The sequence below is a fragment of the Zoogloea sp. genome, assembly GCF_023150065.1.
Classification (GTDB): Bacteria; Pseudomonadota; Gammaproteobacteria; order Burkholderiales; family Rhodocyclaceae; genus Zoogloea.
This window is the reverse complement of record NZ_JAKLLN010000014.1, coordinates 95,352-114,109: the sequence shown is the minus strand read 5'-3', so window position 1 is coordinate 114,109 and position 18,758 is coordinate 95,352. Positions and strand designations below refer to the sequence as shown.

Annotated in this window: 15 protein-coding genes; 4 read left to right on the top strand and 11 right to left on the bottom strand. The window is 66.4% G+C overall.

Annotated elements, in window-relative coordinates:
• Positions 1-123: 123 nt before the first annotated feature.
• Both map and L6Q67_RS15865 read right to left on the bottom strand, forming a co-directional pair.
• Positions 124-966 (bottom strand): type I methionyl aminopeptidase, encoded by an 843-nt coding sequence (map, locus tag L6Q67_RS15870; protein ID WP_296571395.1) that lies wholly within the window; start codon positions 964-966, stop codon positions 124-126.
• Positions 963-1,193: a ParD-like family protein gene (locus L6Q67_RS15865; RefSeq protein WP_296571392.1), complete on the bottom strand. Its 231-nt coding sequence runs from the start codon at positions 1,191-1,193 to the stop codon at positions 963-965. Before L6Q67_RS15865 ends, map begins: the two co-directional genes overlap by 4 nt.
• A 400-nt stretch (positions 1,194-1,593) precedes the next feature.
• Between L6Q67_RS15865 and L6Q67_RS15860 the strand changes: the two genes are divergently transcribed.
• A complete protein-coding gene (locus L6Q67_RS15860; protein ID WP_296571389.1) occupies positions 1,594-2,907 on the top strand; it encodes a carbohydrate porin in 1,314 nt (437 codons plus the stop codon).
• A gap of 34 nt (positions 2,908-2,941) precedes the next feature.
• On the opposite strand, the gene L6Q67_RS15855 is transcribed toward L6Q67_RS15860, so the two are convergent.
• Positions 2,942-3,856, bottom strand: a complete 915-nt coding sequence (locus tag L6Q67_RS15855; RefSeq protein ID WP_296571386.1) for a DMT family transporter — start codon at positions 3,854-3,856, stop codon at positions 2,942-2,944.
• A gap of 332 nt (positions 3,857-4,188) precedes the next feature.
• Here L6Q67_RS15855 and L6Q67_RS15850 point away from each other — a divergent pair, with 332 nt between their 5' ends.
• Positions 4,189-5,238: a patatin-like phospholipase family protein gene (locus tag L6Q67_RS15850; protein WP_296571384.1), complete on the top strand. Its 1,050-nt coding sequence runs from the start codon at positions 4,189-4,191 to the stop codon at positions 5,236-5,238.
• A 6-nt stretch (positions 5,239-5,244) separates the two neighbouring features.
• On the opposite strand, the gene L6Q67_RS15845 is transcribed toward L6Q67_RS15850, so the two are convergent.
• The 5 genes from L6Q67_RS15845 to L6Q67_RS15825 all read right to left on the bottom strand — a co-directional run bounded on the left by L6Q67_RS15845 (position 5,245) and on the right by L6Q67_RS15825 (position 10,832).
• Positions 5,245-6,420 (bottom strand): hypothetical protein, encoded by a 1,176-nt coding sequence (locus L6Q67_RS15845; RefSeq protein WP_296571381.1) that lies wholly within the window; start codon positions 6,418-6,420, stop codon positions 5,245-5,247.
• Positions 6,417-7,751 carry a hypothetical protein gene (locus L6Q67_RS15840; RefSeq protein ID WP_296571378.1) on the bottom strand — a complete coding sequence of 445 codons (1,335 nt, stop codon included), beginning with the start codon at positions 7,749-7,751 and terminating at the stop codon, positions 6,417-6,419. Before L6Q67_RS15840 ends, L6Q67_RS15845 begins: the two co-directional genes overlap by 4 nt.
• The gene (locus tag L6Q67_RS15835) at positions 7,748-9,076 is read right to left on the bottom strand and encodes a hypothetical protein (protein WP_296571375.1); all 1,329 of its coding nucleotides are present in this window, start codon (positions 9,074-9,076) and stop codon (positions 7,748-7,750) included. Before L6Q67_RS15835 ends, L6Q67_RS15840 begins: the two co-directional genes overlap by 4 nt.
• A 47-nt stretch (positions 9,077-9,123) precedes the next feature.
• Positions 9,124-9,897, bottom strand: coding sequence for a hypothetical protein (locus L6Q67_RS15830; protein ID WP_296571372.1), 774 nt, complete (start codon positions 9,895-9,897; stop codon positions 9,124-9,126).
• Between the two features lie 281 nt (positions 9,898-10,178).
• The gene (locus tag L6Q67_RS15825; protein WP_296571369.1) at positions 10,179-10,832 is read right to left on the bottom strand and encodes a glutathione S-transferase family protein; all 654 of its coding nucleotides are present in this window, start codon (positions 10,830-10,832) and stop codon (positions 10,179-10,181) included.
• A 155-nt stretch (positions 10,833-10,987) separates the two neighbouring features.
• Here L6Q67_RS15825 and L6Q67_RS15820 point away from each other — a divergent pair, with 155 nt between their 5' ends.
• Together L6Q67_RS15820 and L6Q67_RS15815 are read left to right on the top strand one after the other, a co-directional pair.
• Positions 10,988-12,232: a polyhydroxyalkanoate depolymerase gene (locus L6Q67_RS15820; protein ID WP_296571366.1), complete on the top strand. Its 1,245-nt coding sequence runs from the start codon at positions 10,988-10,990 to the stop codon at positions 12,230-12,232.
• 110 nt (positions 12,233-12,342) lie between these two features.
• Positions 12,343-14,370 (top strand): Cache 3/Cache 2 fusion domain-containing protein, encoded by a 2,028-nt coding sequence (locus tag L6Q67_RS15815; RefSeq protein ID WP_296571363.1) that lies wholly within the window; start codon positions 12,343-12,345, stop codon positions 14,368-14,370.
• Positions 14,371-14,377: 7 nt separating this feature from the next.
• Here the strand turns inward: L6Q67_RS15815 and L6Q67_RS15810 are convergent, their stop codons facing one another.
• The 3 genes from L6Q67_RS15810 to L6Q67_RS15800 all read right to left on the bottom strand — a co-directional run bounded on the left by L6Q67_RS15810 (position 14,378) and on the right by L6Q67_RS15800 (position 18,586).
• Positions 14,378-15,502, bottom strand: coding sequence for an alpha-hydroxy acid oxidase (locus tag L6Q67_RS15810; RefSeq protein ID WP_296571360.1), 1,125 nt, complete (start codon positions 15,500-15,502; stop codon positions 14,378-14,380).
• 3 nt (positions 15,503-15,505) lie between these two features.
• Positions 15,506-16,243 (bottom strand): Fe2+-dependent dioxygenase, encoded by a 738-nt coding sequence (locus tag L6Q67_RS15805; protein WP_296571357.1) that lies wholly within the window; start codon positions 16,241-16,243, stop codon positions 15,506-15,508.
• 69 nt (positions 16,244-16,312) lie between these two features.
• A complete protein-coding gene (locus L6Q67_RS15800; RefSeq protein ID WP_296571353.1) occupies positions 16,313-18,586 on the bottom strand; it encodes a TonB-dependent siderophore receptor in 2,274 nt (757 codons plus the stop codon).
• Positions 18,587-18,758 lie beyond the last annotated feature (172 nt).

The window sequence follows — 18,758 nt, the reverse complement described above, 5'->3', positions numbered from 1 at the left end:
CAGCCATTCCGCCACTGAACGGCAGCTTCCCTACCGTCTGCGGCCCGACACGGAACGACCAGCGCCACATCGCAGCACACCTGGCGTTGTGACCCTGCGGGCACGGACTGCCTGGCATCTTGCTCAGTCCGTCTTCTGCTCCCGTGCAGCACTTCGTTCCTCGGGAAACGACATGATCGCGGCGTAATCCCCGTAGCCATCCGGCCAGGGTGTAAGCACTTCGAAGCCGTTCCTGGTTACCGCCACCATATGCTCCCACTGGGCCGAGAGCGACCGATCCCTGGTGACCACAGTCCAGCCATCAGGCAGGTGCTTGATGCCGGCCTTTCCGGCGTTGAGCATCGGTTCGATGGTGAACACCATGCCTGCCTCGAGCATCAAACCGGCGCCAGGCTTTCCGAAGTGCAGAACATGAAGTTCATCGTGATATACCGTTCCTATTCCATGGCCACCGTACTCGCGAACAACGCTGAACCCTTCGCGATGGGCAACAGTCTGGATCGCATGACCGACATCGCCCAGCGTGGCGCCCGGGCGCACTTGCTCGATGCCTGCCCGCATTGCCTCATAGGTTGTACGAACCAGCCGTTTCGCCAGAATGCCCGGTTCTCCAACGAAGTACATGCGGCTGGTGTCGCCAAACCAGCCGTCCTTGATGATGGCGACGTCGATGTTGACGATGTCGCCGTTCTTCAGCTTCCGGTCGGACGGTATTCCATGGCAAACGACATGATTGACCGACGCGCAAATCGTCTTGGGATAGCCGTGGTAGCCGATATTGGCCGGAATTGCGCGTTGCACATTGACGATGTAGTCATGGCATAGCTTGTCCAGCTCATTGGTCGTTACGCCTGGCTTAACGTGCTCGGCAAGCATGGACAGGATATCGGCGGCCAGTTTGCCGGCACGCCGAGCCATGGCCAACTCGGCCTCGGAGCGGAGGGGCGTTGCTTTGGCGCCAGTCATGCCACCCTCTCCGACAATGAATCGGGCAGGTCGCTATCGTCATGTGCCTGCTGCTCGGCCTGGATCAGCAGGCGACAGATTTCGTCGTAGCGAAGGTTGGGGTTGAGTTCCGAAAGCATGCCGACACGGAGCCAATGGTCTGCTTGCGCATTGATCGAGCGACTCAGGGCCGCGCTGGTCAGGCGCAAGCTTTCATGCATATGGTCTGAAATTTTGACGATTCCCACCGCAGATGCCTCGTATATGATTTGTAGTTGTTTTGTATACTACTCCTGGTTCTTGAAAGCATCCATAGCGTTTGGCGAGATCAACGCGTCCTGACGACAGATGCCCCCGCCGGCAAGGGTGGCACTCATGAATCCAGATGATTGTCGCCATTTGGTAACCTTACTGTCGTATGGTGCGCTGCGAAAATCCGCGGATCTTCATTTCCCGGAGACCCCTCGTGGGCCCTTGTTTGAGTGACGGTTATCGCTTTGTCCCACTGGGGAGCGCACTCCAGGCAATCTTCGGCGTCTGCGCATCCGTTTGTGCAGACCGGTCCTTTGCATTGACCCTCGAAGGCTGCCCCCCGACTCTGCCTCAAGGAAAAGAATGCGTTTTTGCCTGCCATCCCCTGTCGTGGCCATGCGTCTGCTCATGGTCTCTAGCGCCTTTTGCACGAGCGTCTCCGCTTACTCGGCCAGTGACGAATACGAGGACCATACCGCTCGCTTTCAGGGAACCTATATCTGGCAGACAAAGCCAGGCATGCCTGCTGCGTACAGCGGACAGAACAGTCTCCAGGCTTCCAGGGAAATCAGCTACACCGCCACGGCAACGGCCTATCTTGGGATGCGTACGTGGCAGGGCGGAGAGGTCTATCTGAACCCTGAGATCACCCAGGGCATACCGTTCTCGGGATTGTCCGGTAGCGGTGGTTTCACGAACGGAGAGCTGACGCGAACGGCCGGCAACCGTCCCAAGCTCTATCGCCAGCGGCTGTTCCTGCGACAGACATGGGGGCTGGGCGGCGGTGATGAGGCGGTCGAAGCCGATCTGAATCAGATGGCGGGCACCGTAGACAAGAATCGCATAGTCCTGACGGTCGGCAACTTCTCGACACTGGATATATTCGACGACAACCGCTATGCCAAGGATCCCCGCACTCACTTCATGAACGCCAGCTTCATGGCCCCCTTGTCGTTCGACTATGCGGCGGATGCCCGAGGATTTGGCTGGGGCTTCGCGGCGGAGTGGTATCAGGATGACTGGGTACTTCGCGTTGGCCGAATGACGGGGCCGAAGGTGCCGAACATGCTGCCCACTGATTTCCAGATCGGCAGGCACTACGGCGATCAGATCGAACTGGAGCACGCCCACATGCTGCTCGGACAACCAGGCAAGGTTCGTCTGCTTGCCTGGCGCAGCCGGGCCGTGCTGGCCTCCTTCAAGGATGCGCTCGACTATCTGAACGCCAACCCCGACGCCGATCGTCAAGCCATCCTGGCGGTGCGTAACGGAGAGAAGATCAAGTATGGCGCAGGCATCAATATCGAGCAGGCCATCAATGACGACCTGGGTTTCTTTCTGCGCGCCATGAAGGCAGATGGTCGGACGGAGACCTATGCCTTTACCGAGACAGACGGCTCAATCGCGGCAGGCTTTGCGCTGAAAGGGTCTGCATGGGGCCGGGGCATGGATACCCTCGGTGTCGGCCTCGCGCACAACACCTTGTCGTCAGACCGACGCAAGTATCTGGAAGCCGGCGGAATCTCGTTCTTCATCGGCGACGGCGCTCTTGATTACAAGCCCGAGCAGCTGTTTGAGACCTATTACAGCCTCAGCGTCTGGAAGAACACCTTCCTGACCGCCGACTACCAGCGGATGTGGAACCCCGCGTACAACGCGGACCGTGGGCCGGCAAACTTCTTTGCCATGCGACTGCACGCCGAGTTTTGAGCATCACGACACTGCTCGCCATCGAGAACATCAATCACCGCCCGCTGCCGCGCCCCGGCATCGCCCCGATCACCGCGCCCACCGACACCACAACGATACCCAGCATCACCGTCCAGGTCAGTTGCTCATCCAGGATGAAGTAGGCCCCGATCGCCGACACCGCCGGAACCAGCGACAGCATCATCGAGGCCTGGCAGGCGCCGATTTTCTGGTTGGCGTAGCTGTAGAGGCCGGCGGCCAGCATGGCGGCGATGAAGCCCTGGTAGACGCATTGCAGTGCGATGTCGCCCCATCCGGCGGCGGGCAGGTTCTTGGGCAGGTAGAGCAGGTAGACGGGCTCGTAGAGCAGCAGGGCAAAGAAGGCGATGCCGCAGACGCCCAGCGCGGGCCGGATCTGCCAGCGGCGCATCAGGAGGCCGAAGACCGACCAGGACATGGCGGCCGCCAGAAAGAGCAGGTCTCCGGTCAGCTCGTCCTGGCCGTGATGGGACAGGAGGCTGTCGATGCCGATCAGCAGCAGCCCGCAGGCCGACAGGCCGAGGGCGATCAGCGTCTGCCGTGCCAGGTGGAAGCCGGTGGTGAGCGCCACGAGGATGGCGGTGCAGAAGGGGATTCCGCCATTCACGAAGATCCCGGCGTGGGCGCTGGGGGCAAACGAGAAGCCGGAATAGACGAACAGCCCGTAGCCCAGGCCGCCAAAGACGCTGAGTGAAAGGTAGCGCGGCCAGTCGGCGAAGGGGGCGTTGCGCAGAAAGTAGAGCCCGCCGAGCAGGCCGGAAACGCCGTAGCGCATGGCGGCCAGGTCAAAGGGTGTGAACAGCCCCTTGGTGCCAAAGCGCGAGACGATGTTGAACCCGGACCAGCAGGCCACGACCAGCAGGCCGGCGATGAGGCCCTTCGTGGTGTCCGACAGGCCTTGCGTGGGGTGAGGCTGGGAGGGCGGGTGCATGGGGGGCGGACGGGATTTCTGACCGATGTGAGTAGAGCACGGGGCGGCGGCTCTGCACAGGTTCAGGGCCTGGTGTTTTTGATGGCAACAGATGCTTGTGGGCCGGTGGGTGACCCGCTTCGAGTGTGGCGCGACCAGCGCGCCTCCACATACGATCGACAGCGCCAGCATGCTGGGGGGCTCTTTCGTGGTTGCGATGGGGGCGAGCCGCGCCCGGCGACTGAACGCTGGCATTTCGTGTCTTGTAGCCGCCATCGAACTTCTGCAACCCCTGTGCGTCCATCCTTCAGGTATTGTGCGTTGCAGCAAATCACCTGAAAGGGGATGAAGCCATGTCGATCCGTCGCTGGTGGAAGAAGGAGGCCGCCGGGCCGCAGTGTCTGAGCCTGGCCCTGCAGGGGGGCGGCGCCCACGGTGCCTACACCTGGGGCGTGCTGGACCGGCTGCTGGAGGAAGGGATCGCCCTTGAGGGCGTCAGCGGTACCAGTGCCGGGGCCATGAACGCGGTGGCCCTGGCCCAGGGCTGGACCACCGGCGGTGCCGAGGGTGCCCGGGCCAGCCTGAATGCCTTCTGGGAGGCGGTGGCCGATTCCACGCCCCTGGAGCTGGAGCTGATGCACAGCTTCAACCCGGCGGGGGACGGGGCGCTGCCCGCGCCCATGGCGATGATGCTGGCGCTGACGCGGGTGTTCTCGCCCTATCAGCTCAACCCCCTGGAGCTGAACCCCCTGCGCGACGTGGTGCGCGCCCAGTTCGACTTCGAGCGCATCCGGCACGACTGCCGCCTCAAGCTCTTCATCGCCGCGACCCGGGTGCGCACGGGCAAGGTGCGCTTGTTCCAGACCCACGAGCTGAGCGAGGACGCGCTGCTGGCCTCGGCCTGTCTGCCCACCCTGCACCACGCCGTGGAGATCGACGGCGAGGCCTACTGGGATGGGGGCTTCACCGCCAATCCGGCGGTGTATCCGCTGATGTACGAGTGCAGCACGCCGGACATCCTGCTGATCCTGCTCAACCCGCTGCTGCGCCCGGAGGCGCCGCGCAGTGCCGAGGAGATCGCGGCGCGCAGCGTGGAGCTGGGCTTCTCGACCACCTTTTTGCGGGAGATGCGCATGATCGCCCACGCCCGCCGGCACATCACCGAAGGGGAGGGCTGGATGCCCCTGGGGCGCTTCGAGCGCAAGCTGATGGCCTTGCGCTTTCACCTGATCGAGGCGGAGGAGCTGGCCCAGGCCGGCACGGCCAGCAAGCTCAACGCCACCCGCTCCTTCCTGCACATGCTGCGCGATCTGGGCCGCGCCCGGGCCGCGCGCTGGATCCACGCCGACCAGGCCAGCGTGGGGGTGAAGGAGTCGGTGGACGTGGACGCGCTGTTCCGCTGAGGGCTCTCAGCCGCAGCTCAGGTTGCGCAGGTCGATGGGCTTGCCCGGGGCCAGGGGGCCGCGTCCGCTGGCGGCCCGTTCGGCGTCGATGCGTTCGATCTGGCGCGTGGCCTCGTCGAGGCGGGCCTGGTCCCGATCCATGCCGTCGAACAGGGCCAGGCAGGCGCTGCGGCGTTCGGCCGGGGCGGCCAGGGCCATGCGCTGGCGCTCCTGCCATTGCTGGAAGCCGGTTTTCATGGCTTCGCCAAGGCCGGCCACGCAGCGGGTCTGGAGGCGGCTGAAGATGTCGATGATGTCGGCGTCCGCCTCGCTGTCGCTGATCGCGCCTTTCAGCAGGCCCCGGTCCGAGGGGCTCAGGCGGGCTGCGGGGAGCATGCCCTGGACCGCCTTGGGCAGATCCGCGCCGCGGGGCGTGCCGGCCGCGGCCGTCCAGTCGGCGTCCATGCGGGCGAGGCTGAAGAGCTTGCGGGCGTCGCCGCCGAACACGCTGCGCCAGCTGTCGGCGCACAGGCTGCGGGCGGTGCTGGCGCGGGCGCTCTCGTCCACGGCCAGCACCGGGCGGGGCGGCGGGGTCGGGGCTGTCTTGGTGTCCCGTTCGCACTCGTCCCGGCGGGTGAAGCCCTGCTGGGCCAGGCCGCTACGCCGGGTTTCGATGGCGCTGCGGGCGTCTTCCTGGGTGGCGAGGGCGTCGGTGCGCTGGCGGATGTTGCCTGCGTCCGCCTGCTCGGCGCTGAGGGCACGCTCCCACAGGGGGTTGCGGAAGCCGGCCTCCTTCCAGGTGACGCCGAAACGCGAGCTGCCCTCACGCACCGGCAGCAGGCCGCGGGGGCCGCGCACGGCCAGGCAGGTACCGCTGCTCTGGGCAGCCTGGGCGCTGTAGGCGGTGAGCGTGAAGCACAGGCTGCCGCTCTGGCTGTCGGGGCTGGTGCTGTCCACCACCCGCTCGGGGGTGCTACCGGGGACGGCTGGGGCGGGGAGGCGGCGGCGTGGGTCCGGCGTGGCCACCGGTGCGCCCAGGGGGTTGCCGGCAACCAGCGCGTACTGCCCATAGGGGGCGTTGATGCCCATGGCCTTGGGGTGGTAGCACACCACCTTCTCGTTGCCTTCGAGGGGGACGGAGGCGCAGCCCTGGAGCAGGGCGGCAGGGATCGCGCCCAGGAGGAGTGTTTGACGGATCTTCACTGGATACCTCGGGTCTTGAGCCAGCTCGCGGCTTCGGTGCACTGTTTTTCGGTACTGCGGGCCCAGTGGCTGAGGGCCACGTTGCGGGTTTCGCCGTTGGCGAACACGTCGTCGTTGCGGATTCCATCGGCCGCGGTGAGCAGCCGGTCATAGGCGGGTTTGTCGCGCAGGCGCAGGGCGCAGGCCATGGCGCTGAAGCGGACGGCAAAGTCGCGCCGGAAAATGCCGTCCTCGGCCTTGTCGGTGTCGGTGACCTTGATGAACAGCTCGCCCATCTCCCGGTAATAGCGGGGGCCATCCACCGTCCACAGGGCGCGGGCGCTCTCCCGGTCGGGAATGAGGTAGCCCGCCAGGTAGCCGCGGAAGCCTTCGTCGTCGGGCTGCCGTGGCAGGGGCTGGCCGGAAAAGCGCACCAGCGCCGGGCCGAGGGACCCGAAGGCGTAGAACAGGGCGGCGGGCGGGTTGGCTTCGCCGCCGGTCTTGATGAGGTATTCGTAGCAGAGGGGGACGTCTTCGGCGCCGCTCACGTCCACCCGGCGCCGGACAATCGCGATCCAGTCGTTGCAGCCCTGGAACGAGAGGGTGACGGAGCGGGTGAGCAGCTGGCGCGCAACGAGCTTGCCCAGCTGGTTGGCCAGCAGCGGTTCGGTTTCCCGCCAGCTCTTCACGGCGGCCTCCATCACCTGCTGGCCCGACTTTTCGCCGCGCAGGATGTTGTGGGCGGGCAGGAAGCTGGAACCATAGGCGCGCACGACCGTGCCGCCGATGGCCGGCAGGGCTGCGGCAGCGGAGGCCGGGGCGAGGGGCTCGAAATCGGCCCGCAGCTGAAGCTGCTGGCGCGCCGGGTTGTCGAACTCTTCGCGGCTGAGGGGCGTCGGGCTGCGGCGGTAGCCGCCCTCGGCGGCACGCACGGCATAGGGCGCGCGCTCGGCACCCGCCGGGCGGTAGAAGTGCACGAACTCGCGCAGGCTGCCGGGAGCCGGGGCGGCGAGGGCGACGCCCCGCTCGTCGATGGTGCTGCGGTAGATGCGCTCGAAGCCGTCGGCCTGGCCGCGGAACACCATCAGCTGGCAGATCACCCCCTGGTCGGGAAAGCAGTCGCCGGTATTCTGGTTGCGCACCACGACGATGGCGTCCACGAGGCCGTCGGCGTTGAGGTGCGTCCAGTGCACCCGGGCTTCCACCCGGGCATCGCCCAGCTTCTCTCCGAGCAGGTTCTCAACGGCGGCGATGAGCTGTGTGCCCTTGGCGGTGTCGGCGGCGTGGGCGATCGACGTGGCGGCGAGCAGGGCCGCGGCCGCGAGCCTGCACAGGCGGGGGGCGGGGGTCATCGCGGGCCTCCTTCCGTATCCGTAATGATGTCCATGGCCTGCAGCTCCTGGCGATCAACGGACTTGGTGGTCAGGATGGACACGGAGAACATGCGGTCCAGGTAGCTCGGGGTGCCGCTGTTGCCCGGCAGACGCACGTCGCCCAGGCCTTCGAGCAGGCAGAACAGCTGCTTGGCCCCGGAGAAACTCTCCGGCTCCAGCGTCTTCAGGCCCAGGATGGGGAGCTGCGGGTCTTCCGTGCCGTCGCGGATGAAGGCGGCGAGCTGGTCGATCTCGGGGATCGCTGGCGGTTTCGTCTGCGCCTGCCTGGCCACCGGCAGGCCGCGCCACTGCTGCAGGGCTTGCTGCTGCCCGGATTTGCGGATGACCGCCTCTAGGCGCGTTTTGACCTCGGGGAAGCGCGCCGCCAGCGTGTCGAGGATCTCCATGTTGATCACATGGGCCTCGAAGCGGGGAAACAGGGCGCCCACGTTGTCCCGGGTGAGCAGGCGTTCCTGCATGAACTTCGAGTTCGGGCCGTAGATCTCGGCGCTCAGCTGCGTGCACCGCTCGTAGCGCTGCCCGGGGGAGGCGCCCGGCGCATGGCGGAGGCGGTTGCCGAACTCGTTGCCGGAGACGAGGCCCAGCATGTTGCGGGCCGACTCCATCTCGAAGCGGATGAGTTCCTTGCGGAAGATCGTGGCCACCGGCAGATACATGGGGATGGCCAAGTCGAACTTCGCCGGCATCCGTGAGCGCGGGTCGCACTGGGCACGCTTGCCGTACTCGGTGAAGGCGCGGGTGATGGCATCTTCCGACATGCCCGCGCCAAGGGCCGTGTTGAGGGCAATCAGGTAGAAGAGGGCGGGGCGGCCGGATGCCGAGAGGCTGCCGGGGCCGATCGTGTCGCAGGACTGGGGGTCGGCCATGAAGCTGCTGAAGGCATGCACGTTGTAGCTCGCCGCCGCGGAGATGGCACGGTTGACCCCGCCGAGGAAGGCAAAGGTGCAGGCGCTGGTGCAGTAGCTGCCCGGGCTGATCTGTGTGTCCAGGCCGGCTTCACGGATGTGGAGGGCCATCTTGACCCCCTCGTTCACGCTGCCCCCCGGAGAGCTGAAATCCACCAGCCGGACCGGCCCGTTGCGTTTGCAGGCGTTGATGGCGCGTTTCAGCAGTTCGCCGTCCCCCGGCTCGACCCGGCCGTCGCGGTAGCGGATCTCGCCCTTTATTCCGTTGTGGGCGAGCACGGCCCAGCCCCCTTCCTTGAGGGGCTTGCAGGGAAAGCGTTCGGCGTTGGGTTCGGCGGCCGCGGCCCCCAGGGCGGCGCCCGCCAGCAGCAAGGCCATGGCGACCTGCCTGCGGCGGTGCGAGGATGTTGCGCAAACCATGGGGCTTACCCCTGCATGATGTTGGGATCCACCCGCACATACTGCTCGCCCGGGCCCTTGCGGCAAGCGTACACCTTGTTCTGGACCTGCTGGCCCTCGGGGTTGCGGACGTATTCCTTCATGTAGCGGCAGTCCTGCCCGGAGACCGTCGGGTCTTTCACCGGTCCGCCGATTTCCACGCCGCCGGTACCGGTTTCGCTGGTCCATGTTTCTTCGACGCTGGGGGTGCCGAGCTTGTCCAGCTGGCGCTTGAGTTCTTCGTCCCGCTTGCGCTTGTCGGCCGGGTTGCGTGCGGGGGGGAGCTTCTCGTACTGCTCGATGATGCGCTCACGCTCGCGATCATTGGTGCTCGACTGGCCGGCACGCTTGGCGGCACGGGCGAAGGCATCCTCGTGGCGGACCCGGTCGGCGTCGTTCTTGAAGGCATTGCCGATGGCGGTTGCGGCGGCCGGGATCGCACAGCCGGCGAGCACCACCGCGGCGAGGATCTTGCGCTGGTCGGCCGCCGAGAACTTGGCCCCGCCGCCCTTGCGATTCACGTACTGGGTGTAAACCGTGAAGCCCACGGCTCCGACCACCGCGCCGATGATGCAGGCGTTCCAGGGGTTGGTCTGCGTTGCGGACGTATTGCTGCCGGCAGGCGTGCTGGTCTGGGCGGCGCCCAGACCACCGGACTGGCATCCGCTCAGGGACAGGCTGGCGGTGAGCAGCAGGGCGACGGCCCGCGCGCCAAGGCTGGGCGGCGTGGCAGGACGGGGGGATGTTTCACCGTGGTGCATGTTGGCTTCCTCGGGCTGGGGTCTTGGGGGTAGAGGGGCGAGTCGATCCTCTCTTCTGCGGTGCAGGGGTGCACCGTTGCCCTTGGTGGGCGAGCTGGATCTGGACCATTTGGATCTCGACTGCCTTCAAGGATTCTACCGGGCGAAGATCTCGCTTGAGTATGCCAAAGTTGCGCTGTGGCCGAGTTTTCTCGGCCGGATGGAGGAGGGTTGGCAACCCCCGCCTGCCGGCGCATGCACCACCGACAGGCACCTGCATCAGGACGGTGCGAAAGCGTCTTTCAGAACTCCACTTCCAGCTCTTCGATATCGTCGGGTTCGAGCTTCGCTGCGGCCATCCATTCGCCCATTTCGGGCATGGCCATGATGGTCCGGCAGTAGGCTGAACAGGCCTCGTCGAGGGCGACGTCGTAGGTCAGGAAGCGGGTCGCCACGGGGGCGTACATGGCATCGGCCAGGGTGCGCCGGGCGCCGAACAGGAAGGGGCCGCCGTAGCGGGTGAGGCAGTCGCGCCAGATCTCGGTGACTCGTTCGATGTCGCCATGGGCCCGTGACCACACGGTGAACTTGGGGAAATGGGCCTTCAGGTTCATGGGCAGGGCCGAGCGCAACGCGCTGAAGCCCGAGTGCATCTCGCCGCAGATGGAGCGGCAGTGGGCCCGGGCGGCGGCATCGGCGGGCAGCAGCCCGGCCTGGGGCTTGAGCTCGTTGAGGTATTCGCCGATGGCCAGGGTGTCCCACACGGAGACCTCGCCGTGGGTCAGGCGCGGGACGCGCACCGAGGGGGCCAGCAGCAGGAGCTCGGCGCGGGCGCCAGCATCGTCCTGCTCGACCATTTCCTCCTTGAAGTTGAGCCCGGCGAAGCGGGCCATCAGCCAGCCGCGCAGGGACCAGGACGAGTAATTCTTGCTGCTCAGGGTGAGGGTGACGGCCATGATGGGGTTCTCCGGCAAGGCGTTCGGGGTGGGGCGATGGGCCTGGTGTGCGTGTCGTGACAAGCCTGCGAGCAAGCCACGTGCCTGAAAGGGCGTCTGTGACGGCATGCCTATTGCTAGTATCCGGAACCCAACTGCGGCACTACAAAAACACCATGCTCCCCAACAGCCCTGCCTTGCACTACCAGGCCTATCAGGCCGTGGCCGACATGACCACGCCGATGCGCGGTGCGGCGCGCTTCCTGGCGCCCTGGTTACATCACAGCCTGTTCTGGCTGCCCCACAGCCGCACCCTGCGCAAGGCGGCCGCGGCCTGTGAGGTGCTGGCCCTGTCCGGGCTCACCCATCACCGCCCGCCCTTCAATATCGACACTGTGGACACCCCCGCCGGCACCTGTACGGTGAGCGAGGAGGTGGTCTTCAACACCCCGTTCTGCTCCCTGCTGCGCTTCCGCAAGACACCGACCAGCGGTACCGAGCCCAAGGTGTTGCTGGTGGCGCCGGTGTCCGGGCACTTTGCCACCCTGCTGCGGGGCACCGTCCAGACCCTGCTGCAGGACCACGACGTGTACGTGACCGACTGGCACAACGTGCGCGACATACCGCTGTCCGAGGGGGCCTTCGACCTGGACACCTTCATCGAGCACATCATCCGTTTCGTGGATTGGCTCGGCCCCCACACCCATCTGGTGGCGGTGTGTCAGCCCACCGTGCCGACCCTGGCGGCGGTGGCGGTCATGGCCGAGGACAAGCACCCCCACCAGCCCCGCAGCATGACCCTGATGGCCGGGCCCATCGACTGCCGCATCAACCCCACCGAGGTGAACAACCTGGCCACCGGCAAGCCCATCGAGTGGTTCGAGAGCAAGCTCATCGGCGTGGTGCCCCTGCGTTACAAGGGGGCGCTGCGGCGGGTGTATCCGGGCTTCCTGCAGATTTCGGCCTTCATGAGCATGAACCTGGACCGGCACAAGGAGTCCTTCCGCAAGATGTACGGGCACTACGTGGAAGGCGATACGGTGAAGGCCCACGGCATCAAGGAGTTCTACGACGAATACCTGGCCATGATGGATCTGCCCGCCGAGTTCTACCTGCAGACGGTGCGCAAGGTCTTCCAGGAATACCACCTGCCCCGGGGCGTGCTGGAATACCGCGGCCGCGTGGTGAAGCCCGAGGCGATCCGCCGCACCGCGCTGTTCACGGTGGAGGGCGAACGGGACGACATCTGCTCCATCGGCCAGACCCTGGCCGCCCACGATCTGTGCAGCAAGCTGGCGCCGTATCGCAAGCAGCACCACCTGCAGGCCTCGGTGGGGCACTACGGGGTGTTCAACGGCAAGCGCTGGGAGCGCCAGATCTACCCCCGCATCCGGGATTTCATCCACGCCTTCGACGAGTAGCCGGCTGGCGTAGCGCAAGACAGGGCGGGGCATTCCGCCGGCGTAGGGCTCAACTCCGGCGCGTTTGGGCCGATACGGAGAGGGCGTCTTGCCCACTTCGAGAAAAGTCCATGCTGAAGCACAAGCCCATCGTCCGGCAGGTTGTCCTGCTGTGCACCGTCGGGGTCACCCTGATGGTGGCCATCCTGGTGGCCACCGTGGCCATCATGTCCCGCCAGAACGCAATCGCCCGGGCGGAAGAGTCCCTGTCCCTGCAGGCCGACATGACCATCTCCATGCTGGCCTATGCCAAGGACAGCCTGGAGAAGCGTTCCAGGGATGCCCTCACTCAGTTCATCGAGTCGATGCCCGGCCCGGCCCGGCTGACCGGTGCCGAACTGCCCACCGGCAAGGCGACCCTGCCGGGCGTGGCCATCGGCAATCTGGTGCTGAATGCCAACACCGAGGTGCTGGCCGCCTACAACCGCCTCCATACCGATCGGGAGCCGGCCTTCCTGGTGCGCAAGGGCGACCGCTTCTACCGCGCAGCGACGCTCCTGAAGGACAAGGAGGGCAACCCCCGCCACGGGGAGCTGGTGGACAACAACGGCGACTATCCCTCCATCCTGCTTACCGGCAAGCCCTTCCTGGGCTCCCTGGAGCGTAACGGCAAGATGTTCGTGCTGGCCGCCGAACCGCTGAAGGATGCCTCGGGCAAGGTGGTGGGGGCGGTGACCATGCGGGTGGATGCCGAGTCGAATGTGCGCATCATCAAGGACAAGCTGGGGGCGATGAAGGTCGGCAGAACCGGCTACCCCTACATCATCTCGGTGCCCTCGGGCGACGCCAAGGATGTGCGCTTCATCTACCACCCCAAGTTTGAGGGCAAGACCCTGGCCGAGATGGACCCGGCGGTGCAGCGCATCGTCGGTGAGCTGATCGAGAAGCGCAACGGAACCCTGGTTTACCGCTGGGGTGACGGCGCCGCCGAGGCCGATAAGATGGTGGTGGTGCGGGAACTGCCGGAGCTCCACTGGCTGGTGGCCACCGGGTCGTGGGTGGATGAGTTTGTCGAGGAGTCCAACGCCCTGCGCAACCAGATCGCCCTGCTGGCGATAGGCTGCGGGGCCTTGCTGGTGCTGGCCCTGGCCTTCTTCCTGCGGCAGCGCCTGAGCCCCTTGTCCCATCTGGCGGGCCTGGTGTCGCGCTTTGGCGGCGGCGACCTGTCGGTTCGTGCCGAGGTGGTGCCGGGCAGCCGCAGCGAGATCGATCTGATCGGCCAGAGCATCAACAGCGCGGCTGACTCCATGCGTGTGCTGGCGGGCAGCATCCGCCAGACCAGCGATCACCTGCAGCGCACCGCGGCGGACATGTCGGATTCGTCCCGCAGCCTCGGGGAGGCCACCCGCCAGCAGAGCGCCACGGCGGGGGACATGGCGGACACTACCCGCCAGTTGGGGCTAAGCGTCGAGCAGGTGTCGTCGAATGCGGACAGGGCCCTGGCCCTGACGCGGGAGACTGCTGCCTCGGTGCAGGAAGGGGTGGGGACGGTGCATGACAGCATCGCCCATCTGCGCAGCACCGCCGACACGGTGCGCGATGCGGCCACCCAGGTGGAGGCGCTGGGCGAGCGTTCGACGGAGATCCACCAGGCCGTCAACGCCATTCGTGACATCTCCGAGCAGACCAACCTGCTGGCCCTCAATGCGGCGATCGAGGCGGCCCGGGCGGGGGAGCAGGGCCGTGGCTTTGCCGTGGTGGCCGACGAGGTGCGCAAGCTGGCCGAGCAGTCCTCCAAGTCGGCCGCCCTGATCAACACCACCCTCGGCAGCATCCAGGAGGGCGTCAGCTCGGTCGCCACCTCGGCGCGCCGGGCGGTGGAGCAGGTGGGGCGCAATGTGGAGGTGTCCCGCCGGGTCGAGGCGGCCCTGGAGGCGATCCACGAGCGCGCCGAGCGGACCTCGGCGGCGGTGGCCGACATCGCCGACGCCACCCGGGAACAGACCCAGGCCAGTCAGCTGATCTCCGGCAGTATCGATTCGGTGTCCAGATCGGTGGTGGAGACCAGCCAGGCGGCGGCGACCAACCGTACCCAGGCGGAGGAACTGCTGACCGTGGCCCGGGAGCTGGAGGCGGAAGTGGCCCGCCTGCGCTTGTAAGGCGGGGTCAGCGGGCGGGCTGCGCGGGCTTGCCCAGCAGCCCGTTGGGCAGCTGCTGCAGCGTGCGGGCCCCGCACAGGGCCATGGCGATCTCCAGCTCGTCCCGCAGCAGGCGGATGACGTGGGCGACGCCCAGGGCACCGGCGTTGGCCAGACCAAAGATGTAGGGGCGGCCGATGAGCACCGCGCTGGCGCCCAGGGCCATGGCCTTGAGCACGTCGGTGCCCCGACGGATGCCGCCGTCCACCAGTACCGGCAGGCTGCCATCCACCGCGTCCACCACGGCGGGAAGGGCGTTGGCGGTGGTGGGCAGGGTGTCGAGGGTGCGTCCGCCGTGGTTGGAGACGATCAGGCCACCGACCTGCTGACGTACGGCCTCTCTCGCATCCTCTGGGTGCAGCACCCCCTTCAGGATCACCGGCAGGCGGGTCTGGGCCTGCAGCCAGGCGATGTCGTTCCAGGTGGGGGCGTCGTGGAGCAGGTCGTCGAACAGGCCGCTGCGGCCCGGGGCCAGATCCCGCGCCGGGCGGGGCGGCAGGCCCGCAAGATTCACGGCGCTGATACCCGGCGGCAGGCGGAAGCCGGCGGCGCGCTCCCGGTCCCGGGCTCCGCTGCAGGGCGCGTCCACGGTGAGGACCAGGGCTTCATAGCCGGCGGCTTCGGCGCGTCGGATCAGCTCGATGTTGAAGCCCCGGTCGTGCTGCAGGTAGAGCTGGAACCACAAGGGGCCCCGGTCGGGGTCGCTGCGGATGGCGTCGGCGACAGCTTCAAGGGGCGTGCTGGCCTGGGTGCTGAGCACCAGCCCGGCTTCCTGGGCCGACGCAGCCACGGCGCTGCCCAGCTCGCCGTCGGGATGGGCCATGCGCTGATAGGCCACCGGCGCGAGCAGGATGGGGTGGGCCAGGCTGCGCCCCAGCAGGCTGACCCGGGTGTGCCCGCCGGCCACCGGGCGCAGGATGCGGGGATGGAGCGCCAGGGCCTCCCAGGCGGCGGGGTTGGCGCGCAGGGTGTGCTCGTCGGCCGCGCCGCCGGCAAAGTAGGCCCAGGCATTGGCGTCGAGGACGTGGCGGGCGTGGGCCTCATGGGCGGGGAGGGAGATCACGCCCTCGGGCAGTGTGTTGCGGGTGCTCATGACTCAGGTGTCGGCCCACATGCGCAGCAGGTTGTGATAGGTGCCGGTGAGGGATACGGCTTCGTCGGTCTCGCCGTCCTTCTCGCGCAGACGCATGATGGCCATGTCCAGGTCAAAGAGCAGGCGGCGTTGCTCGTCGCTGCGCACCATGCTTTCGATCCAGAAGAAACAGGCGAGGCGGTGACCGCGGGTGACCGCGGTGACTTCGTGGATGCTGGTGCCGGGGTAGAGCACGGCGTGGCCGGCGGGCAGCTTGACGCCGCGGGCGCCGTAGGTGTCCTGTACCAGCAGCTCGCCGCCGTCGTATTCGTCGGGGTCGGCCAGGAAAACGGTGCACGATACGTCGGTGCGCACCCGCTCGCCGGTGTCGGCACGGAAGCGGATGGCGTTGTCCACGTGGCCACCGTAGTAGGGCGTGTCGCCGCCGTAGCGATTCACCCGGGGGGTGAAGATCTTCTTGGGCAGGGCGGCGGTGAGGAAGAGGGGGTGCCGGTCGATGGCGCGCAGCACCAGCTGACGGATCAGGGTGGCGGCGGCGCAGTCGTGGGGCAGTTGCTGGTTGTTCTTGACGGTGGCGGCCTGGGGGCCGGCGCTGTCACGGCCATCCGCCCAGGGGGCGTCGGCGAGGGCCTGACGGGCCTGGCGGACTTCGTCGGCGGTGAGGAGTTCGGGGATCTGGAGGAGCATGGCTGAAGGGTGTGAAGAGTAGGGCGTGCCGGGTTTGATGAGAATGCGTGTCATTACAAACCTATTTGCCCGGAGCGACCTTGCGCTTGATCAAGGTCGCTCCGGGCCCTGCCCTTTACCGGATCAGAACTTCAGCGTGCCGGTCACGTAGATCGTCCGGCCAAAGCCGGGGATGTAGTGACCGTTGGCGTACAGCGAGTCGGCGTAGAACTTGTTGGTCAGGTTGATGAGGTTGGCCTTGACGGTCAGGCGCTCCTGCAGGACTTCGTACTCGGCCATGGCGTCGTAGGTCACATAGCCGTCGGAGTAGAGGCCTGCCGGGTTGCGGTTGGGCGTCATGCGGGTGCGGCCGTTGGCGCCGGCACCGACACGCAGCTTCTCGGTGACCTGGTAGGTGCTCCACAGGGTGCCCTGGTGCTTGGGGATCAGCGACGGACGTGCGCCCACGCCTTCGGCACCTTCCGCACCCTTGTCGATCTCGGCATCCCAGATCCAGGTGTAGGAACCGTAGAGCTCCCAGCGCGGAGTGATCTTGCCGATCACGTCGGTCTCGAAGCCGGTGGCGTGGCGCTTGCCGGAGAGCACGGCGATGTTGAGCAGCGGGTCGGTGTTGCGCTCGTTGAGCTTGACCCCGCGGAACAGGGCAAAGCGGCTGCTCATGCGGCGATCTTCGGAGTCGATCTTGGCACCCAGCTCGAGGTTCATGCTCTTCTCGGGCGGGGTGTTCACGTTCTGGGCGCTGTAGGAGTAAGTGTCGCCCGAGGTGTTGAACGAGGTGCCGTAGGACAGGTGGAAGGAGTGTCGGTCGGAGGGCTGGAAGAGCACACCGACGCGGTTGCTCATCTTGTAGATTGACTGCTGGTAGTTGGTGATGGCGTTGGTGGTCAGGTTGAAGGTGTCGTACTGGGCCGACATGGCGTCGTAGCGCAGGCCGGCGAGCAGCTTCCAGTAGGGCGCGACCTGGATCAGATCCTGGGCGTATACGCCAGCAGCCATGCTCTCGAACTCGCTGGTCTTGCTGATGGTACGGGCGTCTTCGTCAACCCAGCCGGTGCCGCCGCCACCGATGGTGGTGGTGGGCTTGTTGGGGACGGCGACACCGCCCTGGGCGGCGGAGCGGGCGCCGCGGACGATCTTTTTCTCCCAGGCAAAGTCGACACCGGTGAGCACTTGGTGCTTGAGGCCGAAGGCTTCGAACTTGGTGGACAGGTCGCTCTGGGCGAAAAGGTTCTCCATGCTCTGGATCTTGTTCTGGGTGCCCCGGTTCAGCACGGTATCGTTGCTGAAGTTCTCGCGGGTGGCCAGGATGCCGCCAGGCTGCAGCGCGGCGCCGGCGATACGCACGGTGCTGGCGCGCTGGTCGCGGTTGAAGTCACCCTTGCGCACCTTGGTGACCAACTCGGTGTCGCTGGAGAAGCGGTGGGTATGGGCGAAGGTGGCGTAGCCGGCGGAGCCGTGGTTGTAGTCGCTCTTGGCGCCGTAGTAGCTCTTGGGGTCGACCGGGATGGTGGTCAGGGATGCGTCGGTCGCGCTCTTGCGGATGTAGGGCAGGCCGTAGTTGATGCCGTTGTTGTTCTCCAGGTAGAAAAAGCCCACCTCGAACTCGTCACGGCTGCCGATGCCCCAGCGGTAGTCGGCGGCAAAGCCGTACTTGTCGAGGCTGGTGCCCGCGCCATTGTTGTCGGCCAGGGTGCGCATGGCGTTGATGCGCAGGGCCGAGTCTTCACCGGTCCTGACGTTGATGTCGGCCACCACGCGGCGGTACTGGTGGCTGCCCAGGGTCAGGTCCACCTGGGTTTCGTCGAGCAGGCGGGCCTGCTTGTTGACCTGGTTGACCGCGCCGCCGGTGGAGCCACGGCCAAAGAGCATGGAGGCGGAGCCACGCAGCACCTCGATGCGGTCGAAATTGAAGGTGTCGCGGTCGTAGAAGGCCGGATCACGCATGCCGTCGATGAACAGATCGCCGGTGGTGTTGAGGGGGAAGCCGCGCAGGCGGATGTCTTCCTCGCCGCCTTCGGCTGCCAGGAAGGTGATGCCCGAGGTCATCTTGAGGGCTTCCTTGACGGTGTCGATCTTGCGATCGTCCATCAGCTTCTCGGTGACCACGGTGACGGACTGGGGAATGTCGCGGAGTTCCTGCTTGCCCTTGCCGATGCGGGTGGTGGTGGTGCGCAGGGTGTTCTTGCCTTCCTGCTCACGTTCGGCGTCGGCCTTGACGACCACCGGCTTGAGGGTCTTCTCCTCGCCCTGGGCGGGCGTCTGGGCGAAGGCGCCCATGGAGGCGGCAAACATCATGGCACCCAGGGGCAGCACGATCTTTTCGGGTGCCGGTGCAGCAACGGAGGTGTCGGGGGTTCGGTGACGGTCCGCAGCGCGGCGGGATTTCTTGTGAGCCATGGCAAAGCCTCTCGTGATGGATTGGTGAAGTTTCACGACCTGAGGCTGGCTGGCTTGGCTAGCTGATGGCTGGCTTGCCCGTAGGATCTTGTTTCAATTGTAATGTTAATGAGAATGATTGGCAATAATGTGCTGCGGCGCGACAGGAAATGCAAAGGCCGGGAACTCCCCG

Coding starts and splice junctions, on each gene's coding strand:
- map (WP_296571395.1), bottom strand. CDS start 966: ATGACTGGCGCCAAAGCAACGCCCCTCCGCTCCGAGGCCGAGTTGGCC.
- L6Q67_RS15860 (WP_296571389.1), top strand. CDS start 1,594: ATGCGTCTGCTCATGGTCTCTAGCGCCTTTTGCACGAGCGTCTCCGCT.
- L6Q67_RS15855 (WP_296571386.1), bottom strand. CDS start 3,856: ATGCACCCGCCCTCCCAGCCTCACCCCACGCAAGGCCTGTCGGACACC.
- L6Q67_RS15850 (WP_296571384.1), top strand. CDS start 4,189: ATGTCGATCCGTCGCTGGTGGAAGAAGGAGGCCGCCGGGCCGCAGTGT.
- L6Q67_RS15840 (WP_296571378.1), bottom strand. CDS start 7,751: ATGACCCCCGCCCCCCGCCTGTGCAGGCTCGCGGCCGCGGCCCTGCTC.
- L6Q67_RS15835 (WP_296571375.1), bottom strand. CDS start 9,076: ATGGCCTTGCTGCTGGCGGGCGCCGCCCTGGGGGCCGCGGCCGCCGAA.
- L6Q67_RS15830 (WP_296571372.1), bottom strand. CDS start 9,897: ATGCACCACGGTGAAACATCCCCCCGTCCTGCCACGCCGCCCAGCCTT.
- L6Q67_RS15825 (WP_296571369.1), bottom strand. CDS start 10,832: ATGGCCGTCACCCTCACCCTGAGCAGCAAGAATTACTCGTCCTGGTCC.
- L6Q67_RS15820 (WP_296571366.1), top strand. CDS start 10,988: ATGCTCCCCAACAGCCCTGCCTTGCACTACCAGGCCTATCAGGCCGTG.
- L6Q67_RS15815 (WP_296571363.1), top strand. CDS start 12,343: ATGCTGAAGCACAAGCCCATCGTCCGGCAGGTTGTCCTGCTGTGCACC.
- L6Q67_RS15810 (WP_296571360.1), bottom strand. CDS start 15,502: ATGAGCACCCGCAACACACTGCCCGAGGGCGTGATCTCCCTCCCCGCC.
- L6Q67_RS15805 (WP_296571357.1), bottom strand. CDS start 16,243: ATGACACGCATTCTCATCAAACCCGGCACGCCCTACTCTTCACACCCT.
- L6Q67_RS15800 (WP_296571353.1), bottom strand. CDS start 18,586: ATGGCTCACAAGAAATCCCGCCGCGCTGCGGACCGTCACCGAACCCCC.